This is a genomic window from Ruegeria sp. AH12, assembly GCF_056541465.1.
This window is the reverse complement of sequence record NZ_JBQFYL010000012.1, coordinates 77,637-95,213: the sequence shown is the minus strand read 5'-3', so window position 1 is coordinate 95,213 and position 17,577 is coordinate 77,637. Positions and strand designations below refer to the sequence as shown.

General features: G+C 55.9%; 24 protein-coding genes and 1 pseudogene. 9 read left to right on the top strand and 16 right to left on the bottom strand.

Going from position 1 to position 17,577, the window contains the following annotated elements; all coding sequences use genetic code 11:
• From ACR0EL_RS16380 to tnpC, 5 genes are all read left to right on the top strand, one after another.
• Entirely contained in the window at positions 1–555 is a 555-nt protein-coding gene (locus tag ACR0EL_RS16380) for a hypothetical protein (protein ID WP_480501144.1), read from the top strand.
• Entirely contained in the window at positions 555–1,679 is a 1,125-nt protein-coding gene (locus ACR0EL_RS16375; RefSeq protein ID WP_480501142.1) for an Ldh family oxidoreductase, read from the top strand. The genes ACR0EL_RS16380 and ACR0EL_RS16375 overlap by 1 nt, the downstream gene beginning before the upstream one ends.
• Before the next feature lie 477 nt (positions 1,680–2,156).
• Positions 2,157–2,525, top strand: coding sequence for an IS66-like element accessory protein TnpA (tnpA, locus tag ACR0EL_RS16370; RefSeq protein WP_480501140.1), 369 nt, complete (start codon positions 2,157–2,159; stop codon positions 2,523–2,525).
• Positions 2,522–2,869, top strand: a complete 348-nt coding sequence (gene tnpB, locus ACR0EL_RS16365; RefSeq protein WP_480501138.1) for an IS66 family insertion sequence element accessory protein TnpB — start codon at positions 2,522–2,524, stop codon at positions 2,867–2,869. Before tnpA ends, tnpB begins: the two co-directional genes overlap by 4 nt.
• A 62-nt stretch (positions 2,870–2,931) precedes the next feature.
• Positions 2,932–4,557, top strand: a complete 1,626-nt coding sequence (tnpC, locus tag ACR0EL_RS16360; RefSeq protein WP_480501136.1) for an IS66 family transposase — start codon at positions 2,932–2,934, stop codon at positions 4,555–4,557.
• A 281-nt stretch (positions 4,558–4,838) separates the two neighbouring features.
• On the opposite strand, the gene ACR0EL_RS16355 is transcribed toward tnpC, so the two are convergent.
• From ACR0EL_RS16355 to ACR0EL_RS16335, 5 genes are read right to left on the bottom strand one after another with little or no spacing between them, the layout of a single operon-like run.
• Entirely contained in the window at positions 4,839–5,276 is a 438-nt protein-coding gene (locus tag ACR0EL_RS16355) for a YybH family protein (RefSeq protein ID WP_480501134.1), read from the bottom strand.
• Between the two features lie 50 nt (positions 5,277–5,326).
• The gene (locus tag ACR0EL_RS16350; RefSeq protein WP_480501132.1) at positions 5,327–5,848 is read right to left on the bottom strand and encodes a cytochrome b; all 522 of its coding nucleotides are present in this window, start codon (positions 5,846–5,848) and stop codon (positions 5,327–5,329) included.
• A 21-nt stretch (positions 5,849–5,869) separates the two neighbouring features.
• The gene (locus ACR0EL_RS16345; protein ID WP_480501130.1) at positions 5,870–6,271 is read right to left on the bottom strand and encodes a hypothetical protein; all 402 of its coding nucleotides are present in this window, start codon (positions 6,269–6,271) and stop codon (positions 5,870–5,872) included.
• A 39-nt stretch (positions 6,272–6,310) separates the two neighbouring features.
• Positions 6,311–7,522 (bottom strand): multidrug effflux MFS transporter, encoded by a 1,212-nt coding sequence (locus ACR0EL_RS16340; protein ID WP_480501128.1) that lies wholly within the window; start codon positions 7,520–7,522, stop codon positions 6,311–6,313.
• Between the two features lie 24 nt (positions 7,523–7,546).
• Positions 7,547–8,080, bottom strand: coding sequence for a redoxin domain-containing protein (locus tag ACR0EL_RS16335; RefSeq protein ID WP_480501126.1), 534 nt, complete (start codon positions 8,078–8,080; stop codon positions 7,547–7,549).
• Positions 8,081–8,150: 70 nt separating this feature from the next.
• On the opposite strand from ACR0EL_RS16335, the gene ACR0EL_RS16330 reads away from it, so the two are divergent.
• Complete coding sequence (locus ACR0EL_RS16330; RefSeq protein ID WP_480501124.1) at positions 8,151–8,759, top strand: TetR/AcrR family transcriptional regulator; 609 nt, start codon at positions 8,151–8,153, stop codon at positions 8,757–8,759.
• 60 nt (positions 8,760–8,819) lie between these two features.
• Here ACR0EL_RS16330 and ACR0EL_RS16325 read toward each other — a convergent pair whose 3' ends face one another.
• The 5 genes from ACR0EL_RS16325 to ACR0EL_RS16305 form a co-directional block, all read right to left on the bottom strand.
• Positions 8,820–9,197: a rhodanese-like domain-containing protein gene (locus tag ACR0EL_RS16325; RefSeq protein WP_480501123.1), complete on the bottom strand. Its 378-nt coding sequence runs from the start codon at positions 9,195–9,197 to the stop codon at positions 8,820–8,822.
• Between the two features lie 97 nt (positions 9,198–9,294).
• Complete coding sequence (locus tag ACR0EL_RS16320) at positions 9,295–9,774, bottom strand: RidA family protein (protein ID WP_480501120.1); 480 nt, start codon at positions 9,772–9,774, stop codon at positions 9,295–9,297.
• Positions 9,775–9,800: 26 nt separating this feature from the next.
• Positions 9,801–10,565: an alpha/beta fold hydrolase gene (locus ACR0EL_RS16315; RefSeq protein WP_480501118.1), complete on the bottom strand. Its 765-nt coding sequence runs from the start codon at positions 10,563–10,565 to the stop codon at positions 9,801–9,803.
• A 192-nt stretch (positions 10,566–10,757) separates the two neighbouring features.
• Positions 10,758–11,198: a MarR family winged helix-turn-helix transcriptional regulator gene (locus ACR0EL_RS16310; protein ID WP_480501116.1), complete on the bottom strand. Its 441-nt coding sequence runs from the start codon at positions 11,196–11,198 to the stop codon at positions 10,758–10,760.
• Between the two features lie 111 nt (positions 11,199–11,309).
• Positions 11,310–11,846: a peroxiredoxin-like family protein gene (locus ACR0EL_RS16305; protein ID WP_480501114.1), complete on the bottom strand. Its 537-nt coding sequence runs from the start codon at positions 11,844–11,846 to the stop codon at positions 11,310–11,312.
• A gap of 28 nt (positions 11,847–11,874) precedes the next feature.
• Between ACR0EL_RS16305 and ACR0EL_RS16300 the strand changes: the two genes are divergently transcribed.
• Positions 11,875–12,696 carry an AraC family transcriptional regulator gene (locus ACR0EL_RS16300; RefSeq protein WP_480501113.1) on the top strand — a complete coding sequence of 274 codons (822 nt, stop codon included), beginning with the start codon at positions 11,875–11,877 and terminating at the stop codon, positions 12,694–12,696.
• 720 nt (positions 12,697–13,416) lie between these two features.
• Here the strand turns inward: ACR0EL_RS16300 and ACR0EL_RS16295 are convergent.
• The 3 genes from ACR0EL_RS16295 to ACR0EL_RS16285 all read right to left on the bottom strand — a co-directional run bounded on the left by ACR0EL_RS16295 (position 13,417) and on the right by ACR0EL_RS16285 (position 14,741).
• Positions 13,417–13,815 (bottom strand): GFA family protein, encoded by a 399-nt coding sequence (locus tag ACR0EL_RS16295; RefSeq protein WP_480501111.1) that lies wholly within the window; start codon positions 13,813–13,815, stop codon positions 13,417–13,419.
• Between the two features lie 44 nt (positions 13,816–13,859).
• Positions 13,860–14,270, bottom strand: coding sequence for a VOC family protein (locus ACR0EL_RS16290; protein ID WP_480501109.1), 411 nt, complete (start codon positions 14,268–14,270; stop codon positions 13,860–13,862).
• A 105-nt stretch (positions 14,271–14,375) separates the two neighbouring features.
• Positions 14,376–14,741: a GFA family protein gene (locus ACR0EL_RS16285; RefSeq protein WP_480501107.1), complete on the bottom strand. Its 366-nt coding sequence runs from the start codon at positions 14,739–14,741 to the stop codon at positions 14,376–14,378.
• A 241-nt stretch (positions 14,742–14,982) separates the two neighbouring features.
• Here ACR0EL_RS16285 and ACR0EL_RS16280 point away from each other — a divergent pair, with 241 nt between their 5' ends.
• Positions 14,983–15,363, top strand: a complete 381-nt coding sequence (locus tag ACR0EL_RS16280; protein WP_480501105.1) for a VOC family protein — start codon at positions 14,983–14,985, stop codon at positions 15,361–15,363.
• A 62-nt stretch (positions 15,364–15,425) separates the two neighbouring features.
• On the opposite strand, the gene ACR0EL_RS16275 is transcribed toward ACR0EL_RS16280, so the two are convergent.
• The 3 genes and pseudogenes from ACR0EL_RS16275 to ACR0EL_RS16265 form a co-directional block, all read right to left on the bottom strand.
• Positions 15,426–15,845 (bottom strand): VOC family protein, encoded by a 420-nt coding sequence (locus tag ACR0EL_RS16275; RefSeq protein WP_480501103.1) that lies wholly within the window; start codon positions 15,843–15,845, stop codon positions 15,426–15,428.
• A gap of 66 nt (positions 15,846–15,911) precedes the next feature.
• Positions 15,912–16,388 carry a helix-turn-helix domain-containing protein gene (locus ACR0EL_RS16270; RefSeq protein ID WP_480501182.1) on the bottom strand — a complete coding sequence of 159 codons (477 nt, stop codon included), beginning with the start codon at positions 16,386–16,388 and terminating at the stop codon, positions 15,912–15,914.
• Between the two features lie 15 nt (positions 16,389–16,403).
• A pseudogene (locus ACR0EL_RS16265) lies at positions 16,404–16,676 on the bottom strand (DUF6597 domain-containing transcriptional factor); the annotation flags it as partial.
• A gap of 170 nt (positions 16,677–16,846) precedes the next feature.
• On the opposite strand from ACR0EL_RS16265, the gene ACR0EL_RS16260 reads away from it, so the two are divergent.
• The gene (locus tag ACR0EL_RS16260) at positions 16,847–17,530 is read left to right on the top strand and encodes a helix-turn-helix transcriptional regulator (protein ID WP_480501101.1); all 684 of its coding nucleotides are present in this window, start codon (positions 16,847–16,849) and stop codon (positions 17,528–17,530) included.
• Positions 17,531–17,577: the final 47 nt, after the last annotated feature.

The following is a 17,577-nucleotide window of genomic DNA, read 5'->3' as shown; positions in this document are numbered from 1 at the left end:
ATGGAGAACTTAGCTGTCCGCGTGAGCGCCCTTTGGCAAGATAGGCTGATTGGCGACATGGAGGCGTTCGATCCTACACATCTAATCTCGATGATCGATCCTGGCAAAACACTTCCAGAGATTCCGGCTGTCAAGGGCATTGATCGTTTAAGCATAAACGCAAGGGATCACACTGATCACAACTATCAATATGGCACAGATGCGGGACTGTCGGAGATAGACACCTTCCTTGACCAAATTATCCAAGAAGCAATTCTCCATCCCGTGAGGGTAGTCGTACACTGTCAACTCGGCGCGAGCCGGAGTCCGGCGATCGCATATAGTCTCTTGGCTAAACACTACGGTCGCGGAAATGAGGATGTCGCTTTTAGAGCGCTCCTGGGCATCACTAACAAGCCTTGGCCTAATAGAGGCATCGTGGCCTATTTCGATAAAATGCACGCCTACAATGGAGCATTACTTGCCCCACTAGATGAATATCGGACCATTCACCCGAAGCGACACGCTGCCTATCGACGATTGAATGTGCGACTGGGAAGAGTGAGATACGACTAGTGGACAGCGAACACGGCTATCGAGAAGCCTTCAGGGCGTTTCCGGATGGGTATCGTCGGTTACCAATTGGCAAACTACATGCGGCTACCTATGAAATACTCAGACGCGAAGGGCTATCTGCTTCACATTCTAGGCAGTGCGCGAAAGTCTTGAGCTTTTCAGATCTTAGAGGAAATGATACGCACGGCTTTTCAACGCTTTTGCCACGTTATGTGAATGACATCCGGACGCACAGTATCAACACTGCCCCGGAAATCAAAGTTTCACACATTTCCGGAACGTGCGTTGCTGTTGACGCGGATCGTGCCGCTGGAGCTATTGCACTCAATGAGGGGCTCGACTTAGCTTCGAACCTAGCCAGTTCAAACGGCGTGGGCTTGGCATTTATTTCAAACGCAAGGCACGCTTCCGCTCTAGGATATTATGCGTTGCGTGCCGCCAAGCAAGGAATGTTCTGTTTGGTGCTTGCCGCAGGTCGTGGACTGATGGTTCCTCCTCGGTCATCCCAACCCTTGTTAGGCACGAACCCGATTTGTTTTGCCGCTCCAACTACAGATACTCCTACGTTGTTGTTTGATGCATCCACAACCGCAGCATGCGGAAATCGCATCAAATTGGCTAATATTCGAGGTATCCCACTACATAGTATGTGGACACGAGGGAGAGAAAAAGACAACACAACACGGTATGAAGCCGATGCGCTCCCCTTGCTTGCTCCGATGGGGGTCACCGAAGATCAAGGAGCGCATAAAGCTTTCGGTTTAGCATTGCTGGCGGAAATTCTATGCAACGCCATCTACAAGCCAAGTGGCACAAACATAGGAACCAAATCAAAAATCGGTCACTTTGTTCTGGTCATCTCGCCTCATGACCTAGATGCGACCACAGAGTATACTGGCTCCCTGCTTGGTTTGGTTGAGGAGCTTGTGCCTGATGGGGGATATTCTCGGGTATTGTATCCCGGTCTCCGGTCACACGAAACCGCTGAGCAAAGATTAGAAAACGGTGTCCCTGTTGACCCGAAGTCCGAAAGATGGCTTTGCGAAGCTCTTAGACGACATGGCGTCAACCTACATGATCCAGACTTTACGTATGAACTAGATGTTTCTGAACTCATGGGATGATGTTTCGACTGTGCTAAAGCGTTCCGCCCAAAACCTGAATCGCAGGAATTCCCATCTTGCTGATTTTGTGAATCCTCCTTTTCAGGAGGATGGATCATGTCGGCACCTTTACCTGGAACCGCCAGACTGAGGTTTGGCCCACCTCGCCTGACTGCATACTGGTTGTGGGAGAACGTCGTGACGCTGAACAGCACTCCGGAATCGAGTTCAAAACAGGAGAACAAGTTTGCTGAACGTCCCCAAACTGATTGGATAAAAGTTGCATCCACTTCGCCGATAGGGCCATTTTTTGGGGAAAAACGCCTATAGTCCCGTGGTTCTTTACCCCGCTGGTATGCTGTCACGGTTTCCGAACTCATTGCGCCTTTTCCCTATCATGGTAACCGCCCGATTTGGACCGCCTGTTTGATGGCGGCCTGATCGTCTAAGACCCGTGCATAGCGACGTCGTTAATGACGTATCTTAGTAGGAGGGCGCATGCCGGGAGAGGTGCTTGGGGCCGAACGTCGGCGACGTTGGAGCGATGACGCAAAGCTGAAGATCGTTTCCTCAGTCGGTATTGACGGTGCCACAGTCACCCAGGTGGCGCAGCGCCATGATGTCACTCGACAACAGGTTTACGCCTGGCGACACGAGTTGAAAAAGAAGGGCCTGTGGTCGGCGGATGGGGGTGCGATCTTCCTGCCAATCGACCTTCCGGCCATCGAGGCACCGCCGCCTGCATCGGAGCGGGTGGTGTCCGTTCCAATAGAGCTTCGTCTGGCCAATGGGCGGTGCCTTCGGTTCGACAGCGCCATGGATACCGCGGCGCTGACCCGGTTGATCCGGGCGGTGGAAAAGGCATGATCGGTCCAGGAACGGGTGTTCGGGTCTACCTCGCCTGTGGGGTGACCGACATGCGGAAAGGGATCGCTGGGCTTTCGGCCATCGCGCAAGACGTTCTACGCCAAAAACCCACCAGCGGGGCGGTGTTCGCCTTCCGGGGCCGTCGTGGTGACCGGATCAAGCTCTTGTACTGGGATGGCCAGGGGTTTTGCCTTTATTACAAGGTGCTTGAGAAGGGCCGGTTTCCATGGCCATCCGCCGAGGGAGGGAGCGTGCGGCTGACCTCGGCACAACTGGCGATGCTGTGGGAAGGCATTGACTGGCGGCGTCCGGACTGGGGTGCTCCGCCTACACGGGTGGGGTGAATTACCGCTCTGATATTGCTTGTTTTTATGGTGCTTTCCGGCGGTTCATGGTAGTCACACCCATGTCCGAGAGCCCTCCACATCTGCCTGATGATCCGGCCATTCTGAAGGCCATTATTGCCTCTTTGGAGGCCGAGAATGCCAAGCTCTCGGCGACGCTGCGGGCCCATGATCTGCTGGTTCAGACTCTGCGCACACGGATCGCCAAACTGCAAATGCGGGCCTTTGGCAAAAGCTCCGAAAAGATTGAGCGCGAGATCGAGCAACTGGAACTGGCGCTTGAGGATCTACAGGTTGCCATGGCCGAGGTCGATGATGCGTTGGTGTCCGATGACGATGCTGAAGAAGCTATCACCACCCCAAGGGAAGCGCCCACAGAAGAGAAGGCCCCGCGTCGCCGTCTGCGTATTTCCAAGGATGCGCCTCGTGAGCGCCGGGAGCTCGACCCCGGGGACAGCTGCCCGGATTGCGGTGGCGGTCTGCGCGTCTTGGGCGAAGACGTAAGCGAGCTGATCGACATGATCGCAGCGCAGCTGAAGGTCATCGAGATTGCCCGGATCAAGAAGTCCTGCCGCCGCTGTGAAAAGATCGTGCAGGAGCCTGCGCCAAGCCGTCCGATCCCTCGCTCCATGGCAGGACCCGGCCTCCTGGCCTATATCCTCACGTCCAAGTTCGACGATCACGTCCCATTGTATCGCCAGCATGAGATTTTTGAACGCATGGGGGCCGACATACCGGACACCACACTGGTGGATTGGTGCGGGGCTGCGATGCGGACGCTCAAGCCACTGATCGAGCGCATCGTGTCCGACGTCATGGCCAGTGATCTGCTACACGCAGACGACACTCCGATCCGGGTGCTTGACCGATCCGCCAAATCCAAAGGGCTGGGTAAGGGCGTCAAACAGGGGCGCATCTGGACCTATGTCCGCGATCAGCGGCCATGGTCTGGGACGGCACCGCCCGGGGCGGTCTATTACTTCTCACCGGATCGAAAGGGTGAGCACCCCCGTACTCATCTCGAAAACAGCAGCGGTATCCTGCAGGCTGATGCCTATTCCGGCTTCAAATCCCTCTATGAGCGCGGCGCCGACGGAAGTGCCCGGTTCCGCGAGGCCGCCTGTTGGGCGCATCTGCGAAGGGACTTCCACGATGTCTGGACGGGGACGAAATCCGGGATCGCCAAGGAAGCGCTCGACCGGATCGGCAGGTTCTACGACATCGAGCGCGAGGTCTCGGGCCAATCCGCCGAGGCACGCCGAGCCGTCCGGCAGGAAAAGACAAAACCGCTCGTCGAGGACTTCAGGCAATGGGCTGAAACCCAACTGACCCAACTCCCCGGCAAGGGGGATCTGGCCAAGGCCTTCCGCTACGGCCTCAATCGCCGGCCTTCCTTCACCCTGTTCCTTGATGATGGCCGTGTGGCCATCGACAATAACGCAGCCGAACGCGGCATGCGCCCCATCGGCGTCGGTCGCCGCAATTGGTTGTTTGCAGGTTCCGATACCGGCGGCGAAACCCTCGCCCGCGCCATGACCGTGATCGAAACCGCAAAGATGAATGGCCTCGATCCGCAAGCTTATCTCGCAGACATCCTTGACCGTATCCACGATCACAAAATCAACAGGCTTGATGAACTGCTGCCCTGGAAGGGGTCCTTTGCGGGACGGGGCGAAATGACACTCTAAGGATTTTTTGGCGACACCACCGTTCATGCAAAGCGAGGCGGGTTCAATAAGAGAGCCAAGGCGGTCATTTCCGTTTGTGCTGCGCGCGCTCGCAGCTTGAAATTTGCGGCATGAGCGAAATCGGTCATACCGCCGCGCGGCGAGAAAAACGGTCATTGGTGCGGCCCGCAGCATGGATCAAGCGGCGGACTTACAGGTCGCGGACAAAGCCGCCATTGCACAGAGTTCTGGCAATGGTAGCTTTTGATTTTTAACTATTCCGGCTGACCTGGCTCAAATCGTTAAGACTGGCCATGCTGATGCCACATATCAGTGACGATCTCCCACCCATCATCTTCGGGTTCAAGGATGAACAAGTAGGTGCCTGTGGCATCCATGCCCTGGCTTTCGATGACGGCTTCGACAGATCCGATCATGACGGCCAAAGACGCATCGTCAGCCACGAACAAATGGTCAATCGTGTGGGTGACCTTGCCCTCATTCGTGGCAACGAATTCAAAAAGCTGTCGAGGTCCTTCGAGGCCTTGGGTAACAGGGGTGCCTTGGGCAATCCAAAGCGTGTCTTCCGCATAGAGAGAGACAAGCCCATCGGCATCGTGTGCAGCTGCAAACTCATTGAAGCGATCATTGACCGCGCTGAGGCTGGTTTGAGCGTTGTCGTCAGCAAGTGCCATGGTTGCGGTTGTTGCCAATATGGCCAAAGCAGTGAGAGTCTTCATGGGGTTTTCCTTTTCATGAAGTTGGAGAGTGAAAGTTTGGAGCTCTTGGGTCAGCCCGAGAGCATTCGGTGAAGGGTTCGATCCTTGTTTACGAATTGATGCTTGAGCACGCCCCCGAGGTGCAGAACCAACGCGGCTGTTGCTCCATAGGCAGTCCATTTGTGGACGGCCAATGCACCGAGAGAAAGCCATTCGACACGCGCAATTGCGGGGATGGTGAAGAGGCCGAAGAAATGCGTTGGAAACCCGGAAAACAGCGCCATGGTCAGCCCTGACGCAGCCATCAGGACAATCGCCAGCAATAAGAGCCAGTGAGTCAGACGTGCTGCCAAGTCTTGCCACTTTGACCCTTCCGAAGCGGGAGCCGGAAATCCCTGATGCAGACGATAGATGACCCGCCAGGTGCCCCACAGGGCGAGGATCACACCCACAGGTTTGTGGATGTTCAGAAGTGGGATTTTCTCTGGGTCTGGCAAACCGCCATAGGCAAGATAAAACCCGAAGCCAAGCATACCGATGAACAGGATGGCCGTGCTCCAGTGGTTTACGCGGGAGATCCGATCATAAATCATAAGAGGTCATCTCTTGCCCTTTTAGGTCTCTTCGCCGCGGGTCATGATGACCTCGCGGGTAATCTGCCAACGGTCGTCTTCGAACACAAAGTCAATGCTCAGGCTGACCAGTTGCTTGCGATTGGTGACATTGTTCTTACGGCTGATCAGGACGTGGCCTTGGGTCTCGTTCGCTTCGACAATGTGGTATTCAGCCCAGGGATCATGATCGATTTCCTGGCCCATCGCCTGCCGCACATGCTCCATGAAGGCAGGCTTGTCGTTCTGCATCACTGCGCCGCCTTCGACCATCAGGTATGTCTGCATATCGCGATGATAGGTCCGGTCGAGCGTCTCGAAGGAATGGCCGGAGACATCACCGATCAGGGCATCAAGGGTTGCCTTCACGGCAGGCACATTGGGGTGTGTTGTCGACATCGACATGATCTTTTTCCTTTGTAGGGTGAGGAGATTGCAGGCGTGTTAGGCCAGTTGTTCTGCGGTCCTGGCGCGCAAGGTCACGCGGGATAGTAAGAGCGTCGCGATGGCGCAGGTTGCAATGACGCCGACCATCGGCAAGGCGGTGCCGTCAAAGAAGGGTTCAGTGAGGGCGATCATTGCGCCCGCCGTGACAACTTGCAGCGTGCCAGCCAGCGATGAAGCAAGACCTGCGATTTGACCGTGTTTATCGAGCGCCATCACCATTGTAGGCGGAACGACAAACCCAAGGCTGCCAAAGGTGATGAACAACAGCGCGATGATGACCCAAAGACTGCCAAACCCGGCGAGGATCAAAGCCATCAGGCTACACGCGGCCAACGCAAAGACGGTCGTTGCCCGTTTGATCATCGCGGCCATGCCGATGCGTTCCGCAACCTTACCAACCCACTGGGTTGCCAAGAAGAAGCTCAACCCGTTCAAAGCGAATGCGAGGCTGAACTGGACGGGCGTGAGGCCGAACTGGCCGGTGTAAACAAATGACGCGCTCGCAAAAAAGACAAAGAAGCTGGCCATACCCAGGGCCCCAATAAAGGTCAGCCCCAAATAGGTGCCGTCCGACATGAGCGTTCTGATGCCTTGCACAAAGCTTGTTGCGCGAAACGGTCTCCGATCCTCTCTTTCCAGGGTTTCCGGCAAAGCGATCCGTGTCAGCCCCAGACTGAGTAGAGCGAGGGCCGCTAGCACCAGAAAGATCGAGCGCCATCCGCCCAGAGCCATGACTCCGCTGCCCAAAAGCGGTGCAACCATGGGCGAGACACTGATGACCATCATGATCATGCCCATGAGCCGCGTCGCTGCTGCACCCGTATCAATATCGCGGATTATGGCACGTGGGATGACCATCACCACCGCCCCGCCAAGGCCCTGCACAACTCTGGCGGCCGTGAGAATTTCAACGCTTGACGCCAGAAAGGCCGCGACCGTTCCGGCAATGAACAGCGAAAGGCCGAGATAGAGCGGTAGTTTGCGACCAATCTGATCCGAAGCGGGGCCATAGAAAAGCTGTGCGATGCCGAACCCGATCAGGTAGGCGGTCAATGTTCCCTGAACAGCGCCGATACTGGTACCGAGATCGTCGGCAATGGTCGGCAGCGCGGGCAAATACATATCGATTGTCATCGGTCCTACGACTGACAAGAGGCCAAGGACAAGGCCGATTTTCAAAGTGGAGGGCATGGGGGTCCGGCGTGTCATTGCATCATCCTTGGCATGAGGGTTTCAGGCAAATGTGCCGTTGGCGGGGAAAGTTTCGGTCATGCCGCGCATGAACTTCAGACCACCTACAAGAGAGCCAAGCTGCGGACGCAGGAAGGGCACATTTGCGATATCAACCATGCGCAGCTCACCCTCTTCATTGACGAGGAAAAGGCCGGGCTCCGCGAACGGTCCCTCGACATCCATGCCATGACGCGGGCTGGAGATGTAAAGGCCCAGTGACTGCATCTGTTCGACGCTCAACCCGTAGCCGACGGCGTAGTCCGGGTTCACTTCTGCGATCTGATCGGTGGCGCGAGCTTCGCTGTCGGCGGAGATAGCCACGATTTCGATGCCCAACTCCTTAAGGGGGGCAACAATCTCGTTCACTTCGCGCAGGTAGCGGGTGCAAATCGGGCAATGCTTGCCACGGTAGACAACAATCAACTGGCAATCATAACCGTCCCCGGCTTTGCCAAGCGTGAGGCGTCCCCCGTTCAGTTTGGGAAGTTCTGATTGCGGGAATCTGTCGCCCGGCTTCGGCTTGTTGACGTGCATGTCGTCGCTCCTTGACTTAACTAACGAACGTTACATATATATACTGACTGAGGCGTCAAGGACTTTTATTGTGAACGATACAAAAAAAATGGGACGGCCGCGGACCTTCGATGAAAACGACGCGCTAATGGCGGCCATGAATGCCTTTTGGGCAAAGGGCTATGACGGCACCTCGATGAAGGATCTGTCCAAAGCGATGGGAATTAGCGGGCCAAGCATCTACTCCGCCTTCGGAGACAAGCGCGAACTGTATCTAAAGACCATTGATCGCTACGCGGATGTTGATGGCTGCGCGCCCATTGTCGAGTTTGAAACCGCCGGAAACATCGAAGAGGCGGTGCGCAATTTTCTGGAAGTGGTTGTTAATTATTCAACCCAGCAGGAAGGTGCCCCACGCGGCTGCTTCTTGGCATCCTGCGTCGCAATGACCGTAGGTGAAGTCGAAGGCGTGGCCGAACGTATGGACAAGGCCATCCGGGACACCGATGCCCGCCTTGCAGGGCGTTTCGAGGCGGAGAAAGCGAAAGGCAACCTTCCGCCAGACTTCCCATCGCAAGAACGCGCAAGGCTGTTGCACGATATGCGCCAAGGCCACGTCCATCGCAGCCGCGCGGGCTGGTCTGCCGAAAGCCTGCTGGAAGACCTGGACGATCGCGTCCGCATGATCCTGATGACCTGACCGACGCAGTTTCGGAATGCGGGGCGAGGTCATGGGAACGCCCCGCATCTGTTTGTTGCATCACCCTTCTTCCGTCGGACCGCCAGCTTCTTTCCACGAGCCGAAGCCGCCGACATTGGTCACAGATGTGTAACCCATATCGACGAGTGTTTTACCAGACAGGGCGGCTTGCCCGCCAAGGCCGCAGACGAGGTAAATGTCTGCGTCTTTCTGTAGGGCTTCGTTGTGGAAGCCCATGTCAGGATCGGCAGCAAATTCGATGAAGCCACGCGGAATGCGGACGGCCCCGGCAATTGTGCCGGTCTTGGCGACATCTGCGCTATCGCGCACATCGACAAAAACGCTGCCACCAGCGGCATGAACTTTGATTGCTTCTTCCGATGACAATTTCGGAACGATAGCGTTGGCTTCTTCAAGATATGATTGAGCGGTTTTCATGACTCTTCTCCAGTTGACGAGTGAAAGAGAGCCGGCACAAGTGCCAGCTCTCAGGGGAGGGGCGGCCCCGTAGGGCCACCTGAACTTGGTATGTGAGCTATTTGTAGGCGATCATCGAAACCTCGACCAAAACCGGGGCTCCGGGTTTTCCGCCCGGCAGGGCACCGACTTCGACGGCGGCACGAGCCGGGGGTACTTCACCTTGACCCCAATAGGTGCCGTAGATCTCATTGAACGCGCCATAATTCCCCATGTCGGTGATGAAGACCGTCGCCCGGACAGCATCGTTGAAGTCGTAACCTGCTTCGTCCATGACACTCTTAATGTTGTCCATCACGATCTTGGTCTGATCCTGCACGTCGTTTTCGCCATCCCGAGCATGAGCTGGAATCTCACCGCCGAGATAGGCGATCTGCCCCGAGACATAGAGGAAACCGTTCGCGGTTTTGATCCCCGGTGAATAGGGCGCAATTGGTACATTCCCGGCGGGATAGACACCTGTTCGTGCGTCTTCGGCGAAGCTGGCGCCAGTACACATGAGCAATGCTACAAGGCTGGTGGTCAGTTGTTTTTTCATTCTAGGTCTCCCTGTTGATGATGTGGTTACTTCGCAGCCTCGATAATCATGTTGGCCACGACATCGGGGTAAGTCAGCATCGGCACATGGCTGGTATCGACTTCGACAGATTGCGCATTCAGCTTGCCAATCTGGTCACGCTGAATCGCAGTCAGGGTCATGCGGTCCTGGGTCGAAACAACCGCGAAGTTCGGCTTGTCTTTCCAGGCAAGTTGCGTGACCGGCGTACCAAGCGAGGCGCTGTTGATCGGGCCCTGAGACGCGGCAATCGCGGCAATCTCCGCCTCTGGCAAATCGAAGGCGAAATGCTCGGCGACGCCCTTGTCGGTAAGGCGGTAGTACCCGGATGCGTCTTTTTCCAGATGATCCAGACCGTCCGCATGGGGATAGTCAGCGATGTATTCGCCAAGGGACTGCCCTTCGTTCGGGGCAAAGGCGGCGACGTAAACGAGAGAATGAACCTTATCTTGCGCACCCGCCTCGGTGATGACCATGCCGCCCCATGAATGACCGACCAGAACGACGGGGCCTTCGAGACGCTCGATTGCACGCTTGGTGGTTTCGACATCCGCGTCAAGTGAGCTGAGCGGGATTTGCGCGGCGATTACGTCGAGTCCGGCTTCCTCCAGTAGCGGGGTGACACGGTTCCAGGCTGAGCCATCAGCAAACGCGCCATGGACGAGCACAACGGATTTGGCGGTCAATTCTTGGGCATAGGCCGCTGAACCCAATCCGAGGGCAGCGGCGGCGATAGTGGCAGAGAAGGCTTTGAGGGCAGTGCGGCGTTTCATTGCAGGTCTCCTTAATATAGCTAGTACACTAGGTATATAAATAAAGCTAGCCCACTAGGCAAATGGCATATTGAACGATTTTTCCGACTTTTTGGCGCAGGCCGTCATTGCCGCACCATGATGCTGACATTTGGCAAGAAAGGTTCTGTCACTCACTTCGACAGAACGATAACCTTGCCTTCAGGTTGAAAATCAGATGATCTCTGCGCGTAGCTTTTTGATTTCTGCCAAGAGCGCATGCGCCTTCGCATCCGAGATATTCAAGGCGCAGCCCAATTGTTCCGGAACGCTGTAAGCGCGGGCGCCGAGCGAGCGACCCTTCTCTGTCAGGAATACATCCCAGCGACGCTCATCGACGGAACCGCGCTTCTTCTCAACGAGGCCCAAACGCTCGATGCGCTGGATCAACGGCGTCGTGGTTGCGCCTTCAAGCTGAAGACGATTTGCAATCTCCTGAACACTCAACCCGTCTTTTTCCCACAGTACGAGCATCGCGAGATATTGCGGATAGGTCAGCCCAAGATCTTCCAGCAGGCCCGCATAGACTTTGGTGATCGCACGAGATGTCGAATAAAGCGCGAAGCAAAGCTGATGATCGAGCAGCGGCGGAGATTTTTGAAGTGTATCGGTCATAAACGCGGTCCCAAAGTCGGAACCGCTTTTATATGGCTAGCGGACTAGGCAATCAAGCTCTTGCGATCCTGTTTGTATTGATCGGCAGATGAAGTCTGCCGATCACAGGGCTCAAACGGGACCGTCATATTCGCCACGCGCGGGATAGTCATTGGCAATGACAAAATCCAACGCGCCAACGAAGTCGCCAAAATGCGGGCGCACGAAGGGCATGGTCTGCACGACGCCAAAATACAGCGACTGATCGGGGCTTACGAGGAAGATCCCAGGTTCGGAAAAGAGCGCCGGCTCGTCCACACCAATGGAAGTCTTGCCGCGAGAGGTCGAAATGTAGAGGCCCCAATCACGCGCCAGATCAAGCGGCAGGCCGTACCCGAAACGCAGGTTTTCCGATTTGATCTTGTCCTGCATCATGCGGGCGCGCTCCTCGGTGTCGGAACTGACCACCACCACCTTGACACCACGTTTCTCGAACTCTCCCGCCTTGCGATCAAGCTCCGTCAGGTAATTCGCGCAGATCGGGCAATGATAGCCGCGATAAAAGCAGATCAGCGTTCCGCGCTCTGCGAATTCCGAGGTCAGATCGAACGTGCCGTGATCCAGGGTTTCGACCGACAGGTTTGGCGTCTTTTTGCGGGGCATCAGCATTTGAGGGGTCCTTTCGAATAGATTGAGAATGCTTGACCTCTCCAATAAGCGTCCCTACAGGTGTATTAATCTTAAATTTCCAATCAAAAGGACGAAAATGGCTAAGATCGACCGCCTGACCACGTTGTTGAACAATTTCAGGCTTCAGGCGTCTGTTGCTTCGGTCGAGCAAGCAAACCTTGTGGCGATGCGTGATCCGGCCACCGGCGAGGACTGCCTGATCTTCACACCGCGCGCAGTGGGGATTGATCCCGATGATCGGGCAATCCTGTTTTCCCTTCACATTGATTTCGGCACGAATGCGAGCCCGCTATGTGCGGCTCTGCCCGAGAAGGTCATTGAACAAGTGGCCCCCGATGGAGAACTGTCCAGCATTGTCTCGCTGCTCGCATCCGAGCAGCAAGCCAATAGATGCGGCTGTCCTGCCGTTCTAAGCCGATTGGGTGAGGTGCTCGTTGTTCGGATGCTCCGCCTCCAACTTGATCGCGGTGTAACCACACCCGGTCTTCTTGCTGGTCTGGCCAACCCGCGAATCAGTCAGGCCATCGTCGCGATGCATGAAAACCCCGGTCATCTTTGGCAAAACGCCGATCTGGCGGAAACTGCTGGCCTTTCCCACAGTCGCTTCAAGGAAGTGTTTTCCGAGCTGGTCGGCATCACCCCCGCCAGCTACTTGCGACAGTGGCGCTTATCCTTGGCACGTCTCGATCTTGAGAAAGGCGAGCGAGTTGATCGAATAGCACACCGGTATGGCTACCGTGCTCCCGATGCGTTTTCGCGCGCCTATCTCAAGGAGTTTGGAGTACGGCCAAGAACTGACGCTGTTCGTAGGAAGAATAGTGTTAGTTGACCCAACAATGATGATGGTGGGCTTGCTCTAAACCGATCTGGAGCGTAGCAAGGGTGCTCCCTTGGGGCACGAGTAATCTGGGTGCGTTACCTACCATGCCCGGTCTTGCGGAGGTTTTGCTAGGTGATGACCCGCGCGAGCTTCACAATATTGAGCGGATTATGGATGCGGCTAACCAAGGCCCGCAGAATACGCGACTATTTGGTTGGACACGGGATCAAAGTCGTGCGCGAATGCATGATGGGTGGTGAAATTGTATCTGCAGCGGTGTCACATTTTGCAGCGTCCACGCCCCTAGAGTTAATTTTCAAACTCAGATTTGCATGCCTATCACACAGAGCCAACCGGCACGATTGCGCCTTCGGCTTGCGATGGGCGAATGTACTGCCGCACCGCTGCGAGACTTGGCGTTGAGCCCGATTTCGAAAGCCTTGGTGATTCTGTGGCTGGCTTCGAGTAAAAACAGCGGCGATCCAACCAAAGCAGCCATTCATGCGCGGTGCAGCATTCGGCAAATTGGGCTCAAACCCGACCTTTGCCGCACTCGACAAAACCGTCGGTCTCAACCAGGCCCGCACTGGTTTCCAATGGTCTTCAGGCGCATCGAGCAAATCTCGCATGACTTGCCAGCGGATGGCTGGGTTCTGATCTAGAAGCCATGACAAAGAAGAGTTTTCCAGTTCCACCATTTGCTACTAAGTATGCGGCTAGGGCGATTTGTCATTCCAACTCTGCGACATCACCGATGTGGGTAATCCATGGCAGGCGCCGTCGAACCCAAATCTGTCGTCGTGGTGGGCCAAGGTCGGCACGCTGATCGAGGCCGCCAACCCTGAGAGAGTAGTTGGGGTTGTTGTCGGTGGGCAAGCGAAAGACAGGGCTGCCGCAGTCGCCGCAGAATGCGTGACCCCGGCGTGAGCCGCTATCTGCGGTCTTATAGTAGATCTTTGGTTCGCCTTGCGTGATCCGAAATCCCTCTGGCGGTGCCACTATGGTTGCTCGAAACGCAGAGCCTGTCAGGATCTGGCAATCGAGGCAGTGGCAGATCTGTACTTTCCGCGGATCGACCTCCGCCTCGTACTCGATCTTGCCACAGTGGCAGCGTCCTGCGACCTTCATTCGATCCTCCTAACGCAAGCCCTTCCAGAGGCGCGGCCGCCGCACTAGTCCTCACCTTCGCGGTGGCAAACGGCTTCGAGCTTTATTCCGTGAGGATCCAGCCAGTAGGTGGCAAAGTGTGTGCCGTATTCTGGAAACTCGCGCGGTTCATGTAAGATCCGCGCTTTCTGCGAAAGTGCCCATTGATATGCCTCATGCACCACGGCGCGTGTCTCGACGGCGAACGCCAAATGTTGGAGCCCTGTTGCATTGCGTGAATAGGTTCCCGGCTCTTTAGATTCATAGAAGAAAAGCTGCGTGCCGAGCGTACCGTCTGGCCCATAGTTGAATTCCGGTGCTGTCTCAAACCACTGCTTGAGGCCAAGGATGGGCATCAGTTCATCATAGTATCTCTTGGCGGCCAGCAGATCAGGGACGGCGATACCGATATGATCTATGAATCCTGTCCGTCCCATGATGTTTCCCAACCTTTCCGTTCGAGTCCGTCGAACCTCCCGAGACAAAAAACGGTGATTTGATAAGCTCCCCGCATGTCAGCCTCGGACACATGCGTATGATCGTTACCAGCTGTTTAGCCCATCCAACAGCTCCACTGGAAGGTCCCGAACGTTCACCTCTTCCAACAGCCACAGATTGACAGCTATTCGTGACGGCGGGTCCTCGTCAGACTCACTAAGTCTGCTCCAATCTGGTGTTTCCGACCAGGTAGAGCAGCCACATTTACTGCAGAAATGATGATGGTTCATACCGGATGGCGCGTAGTCTCGATCTTCATCACTAGCCTCGACTACAACCTGATCGGTTTCATAGTAGCCCCACAATACGCCCCGCTTTGTACAAAATGTGCATGTGCAGGCTGTCGCCTTCTCGGGCAGGTGCGGGACCTTGATGCGTGTAGCGCCGCAGTGGCAAGACGCTGCAATCATGAAACTAATCCTCTCCTCGAACAGCATATCCGACAAACTTCGTCGTCTCGAACAGACCTATCAATCGAAACTCTACCACAGGCCTCCTGACAAAACCGGTCAGCAACGGCCATCATGTGCAACCGCCGCATGACATATGAGTGGGAGTGCATTGTGAGTTTGCCAAGGCCGAAGGACTTGGCCACCAGCTGTAGCTGGTTTGGCTTTTGCTCGGCTGCGCAAAAGTCGATATAACTATGGCATGCACATCTATGGCTTCGACCACATTGTCCTCTGCGTCCGCGATGTTGACGCGACCTTGGAATTCTATCAGCGCGTTTTGGGGATGGCCGTGCATGAGGAGCGTGCAGGCAAGTGGTCGCTTCATTTCGTCTCGAACAAGATTAGTCTTCAGGACGCGGATGAATTGCCAAGCCTCGCCGAGAGAACCGTCCCGGGCAGTGGAAACTTCTGTGTTGTAGCCGATACTCCGATTGATGACGTGGTTGCGCAGCTCAGTTCAAACGGTGTTGAAATTGTCGAAGGACCTGCGGAGAAAGCGGGCGCGGTTGGCAAGTTGCTGTCTGTCTACTTCCGCGACCCGGACGGCAACCTTGTCGAGGTCAGCAACAGATTGCTCTGACAGATCTGCTTGTAAACCCGATAGACGCCGGTGCGTCGATGCCACTTCACCAGACATTTCGGCTATTGCGCCAAGCGCTCTTGGATTTCGTCCTCCGTCAGATCTTCAATCGTCTTGCTGAGGATCCAGGCATGTCCAAATGGGTCCACGACACGTCCTTCCCTTTTGCCGTACGGCCGATCCTCAATCGTGATCACCACGTTCCCGCCCAAATCCACCATCTTTCGAGCGAGATCATCAGGATCGGGCACGGTAAGATGCAGCAAAACCGAGGCTCCTTTGGAGCTATCCGGTGAGGCGAGCCCCCAGTCCGCTACCTCTTGCGCCATCGTAAAGACGGACGTGCCAACCTTCATTGCCGCATGAACGACGCGGCCGGAACCGTCGGCGAAACGCTCAAGGCGCTCTGCGCCGAAGGCTTTGTGATAGAGGTCAAGCGCGGCATCGACGTCGTGGACGATCAGACGCGGTTCAAGTGCCATGTTTTCATTCAAGTTTGTCATGCCTTAAGCATAGACGGCGGAACCACATGGCGTCTTGAAGGAAATTCAAGCCTGGATTGGCACGTGATTGGGTACTGCCTGGTTCGGTGGCTTGTACCCCGACGGCGTCATATCGCCGAAGCGCCGAAACGCCCGGACCATATGTGGCTGATCCGCAAAACCGACATCAGTGGCTGCGTCGGCCCAGGATGTCGCCGAAGATCGGCTTTGAAGGAGGCGCTGAAACCGCTCAATCTGTGCATAAGTCTTGGGATTCATGCCAAGCCGTTCGCGAAAACGCGATATGAATGTCTGTGGCGTGGTGTCAAATCGGTTGATCAGGCCGCGGACCTGCCATCCCTGCCGCAGCAGTGCCGCTGATTCACTGATAATGACATCCCAGTTTTGCATGGCGGGCGCTTTTTTGAGAAATGCAGACTCCAGCACGTCAAGTCGCGTATGCAATCCGTCCGCTGTCGCTAGTCTCTCACGGAGCGACGGCTCGCCTTCCCAGGTCAGAATGTCCAAATCGACAAGACCCACGCCAATCTCAGTCATCGGAAGACGAAAGAACGGAAATGCCCCGCCCGGCGAAAACAAAACGCCGCAAAGGCTTCTTTGCTCAGCACGATCAATGACGACCGGCGAAAGCGCGGGGCCCTGCAAGACCATCCCGGATGCCCGCTGCTGCAGCGCACCATTGCTCGCATAGTGATGCAAACAGTCTTCATGCAGATTGATGAACATCTGTGTTCGGCCGTTTGGCAGCACGCGTTCCAACTGATGCTGGTGACGTGTTTCGCACGTCCAGAATGCCTCAATGAAGGGCAAGAGAAGTTGGTTTTTTGGAGGCCGGGATATTAGCAATGATAGATCTCCGATCCATATCTTCTTCAAGGACTAGACCGCGCGAATGAGCCGAGAGATCTGTGGTGGTCTTCAATCCGGGCCACACGCCTCTCTGCTTTCAGCAGCACCTGCAATTCCCTATACCACATGACATGCAGCGATCTGGCCGTCTTCTTCAGCTCCTTCAAGTGCTTCGAGAACATCGAGGCGCGGTGACGGCTGCATCGCTGGCCGAGCGGTTCGAAGTGTCTGAACGCACGATCTACCGCGATATGGACACGCTGCTAGAGCTGGGCGTCCCCGTTGAGGGCGAAGCGGGCACGGGTTTCATTCTGCGGCCGGGCTACTTCCTTCCGTCAATGGCGTTCAATCAGGACGAGGCCGATGCGGTTCTTCTTGTGTTACGTTTTGTGCAGGCGCGAGGCGATAATGATCTTGTAGAGGCAGCGGAGACGGCCCTGTCCAAGATCGCGGAAGGAATGGGGGAGACCACCGAGGCGAAGATGCGTGGAAATGGTCTGACGGTTGGCCCTTCCGGCAGGGATCAGCGCTGCGAATTGGCGAGCGTCAGACGGGCCATCCGGGATCGGCGGAAGCTACAGATCGCCTACCGGACCAAAGATTTGGCATCTTCCACGCGCACAATCTGGCCTGTCGCCATCGGCTTCTTCGACGGGGCCGAGATGCTGGCGGCGTGGTGTGAGATGCGCGATGCTTTCAGGCATTTTCGCATGGACCGCATCGAAGCGCTGACCGTTCTGGAGGACAGCATTCCTCGGTCAGGGGCCAACCTTTTGACTGCGTATCGCTGCATCGAGCCGGGCGCGAATGTCTGAGCGATGTTCCTGACAGGTTCTGTCGGACGACCGGATTAGGGTCAGAC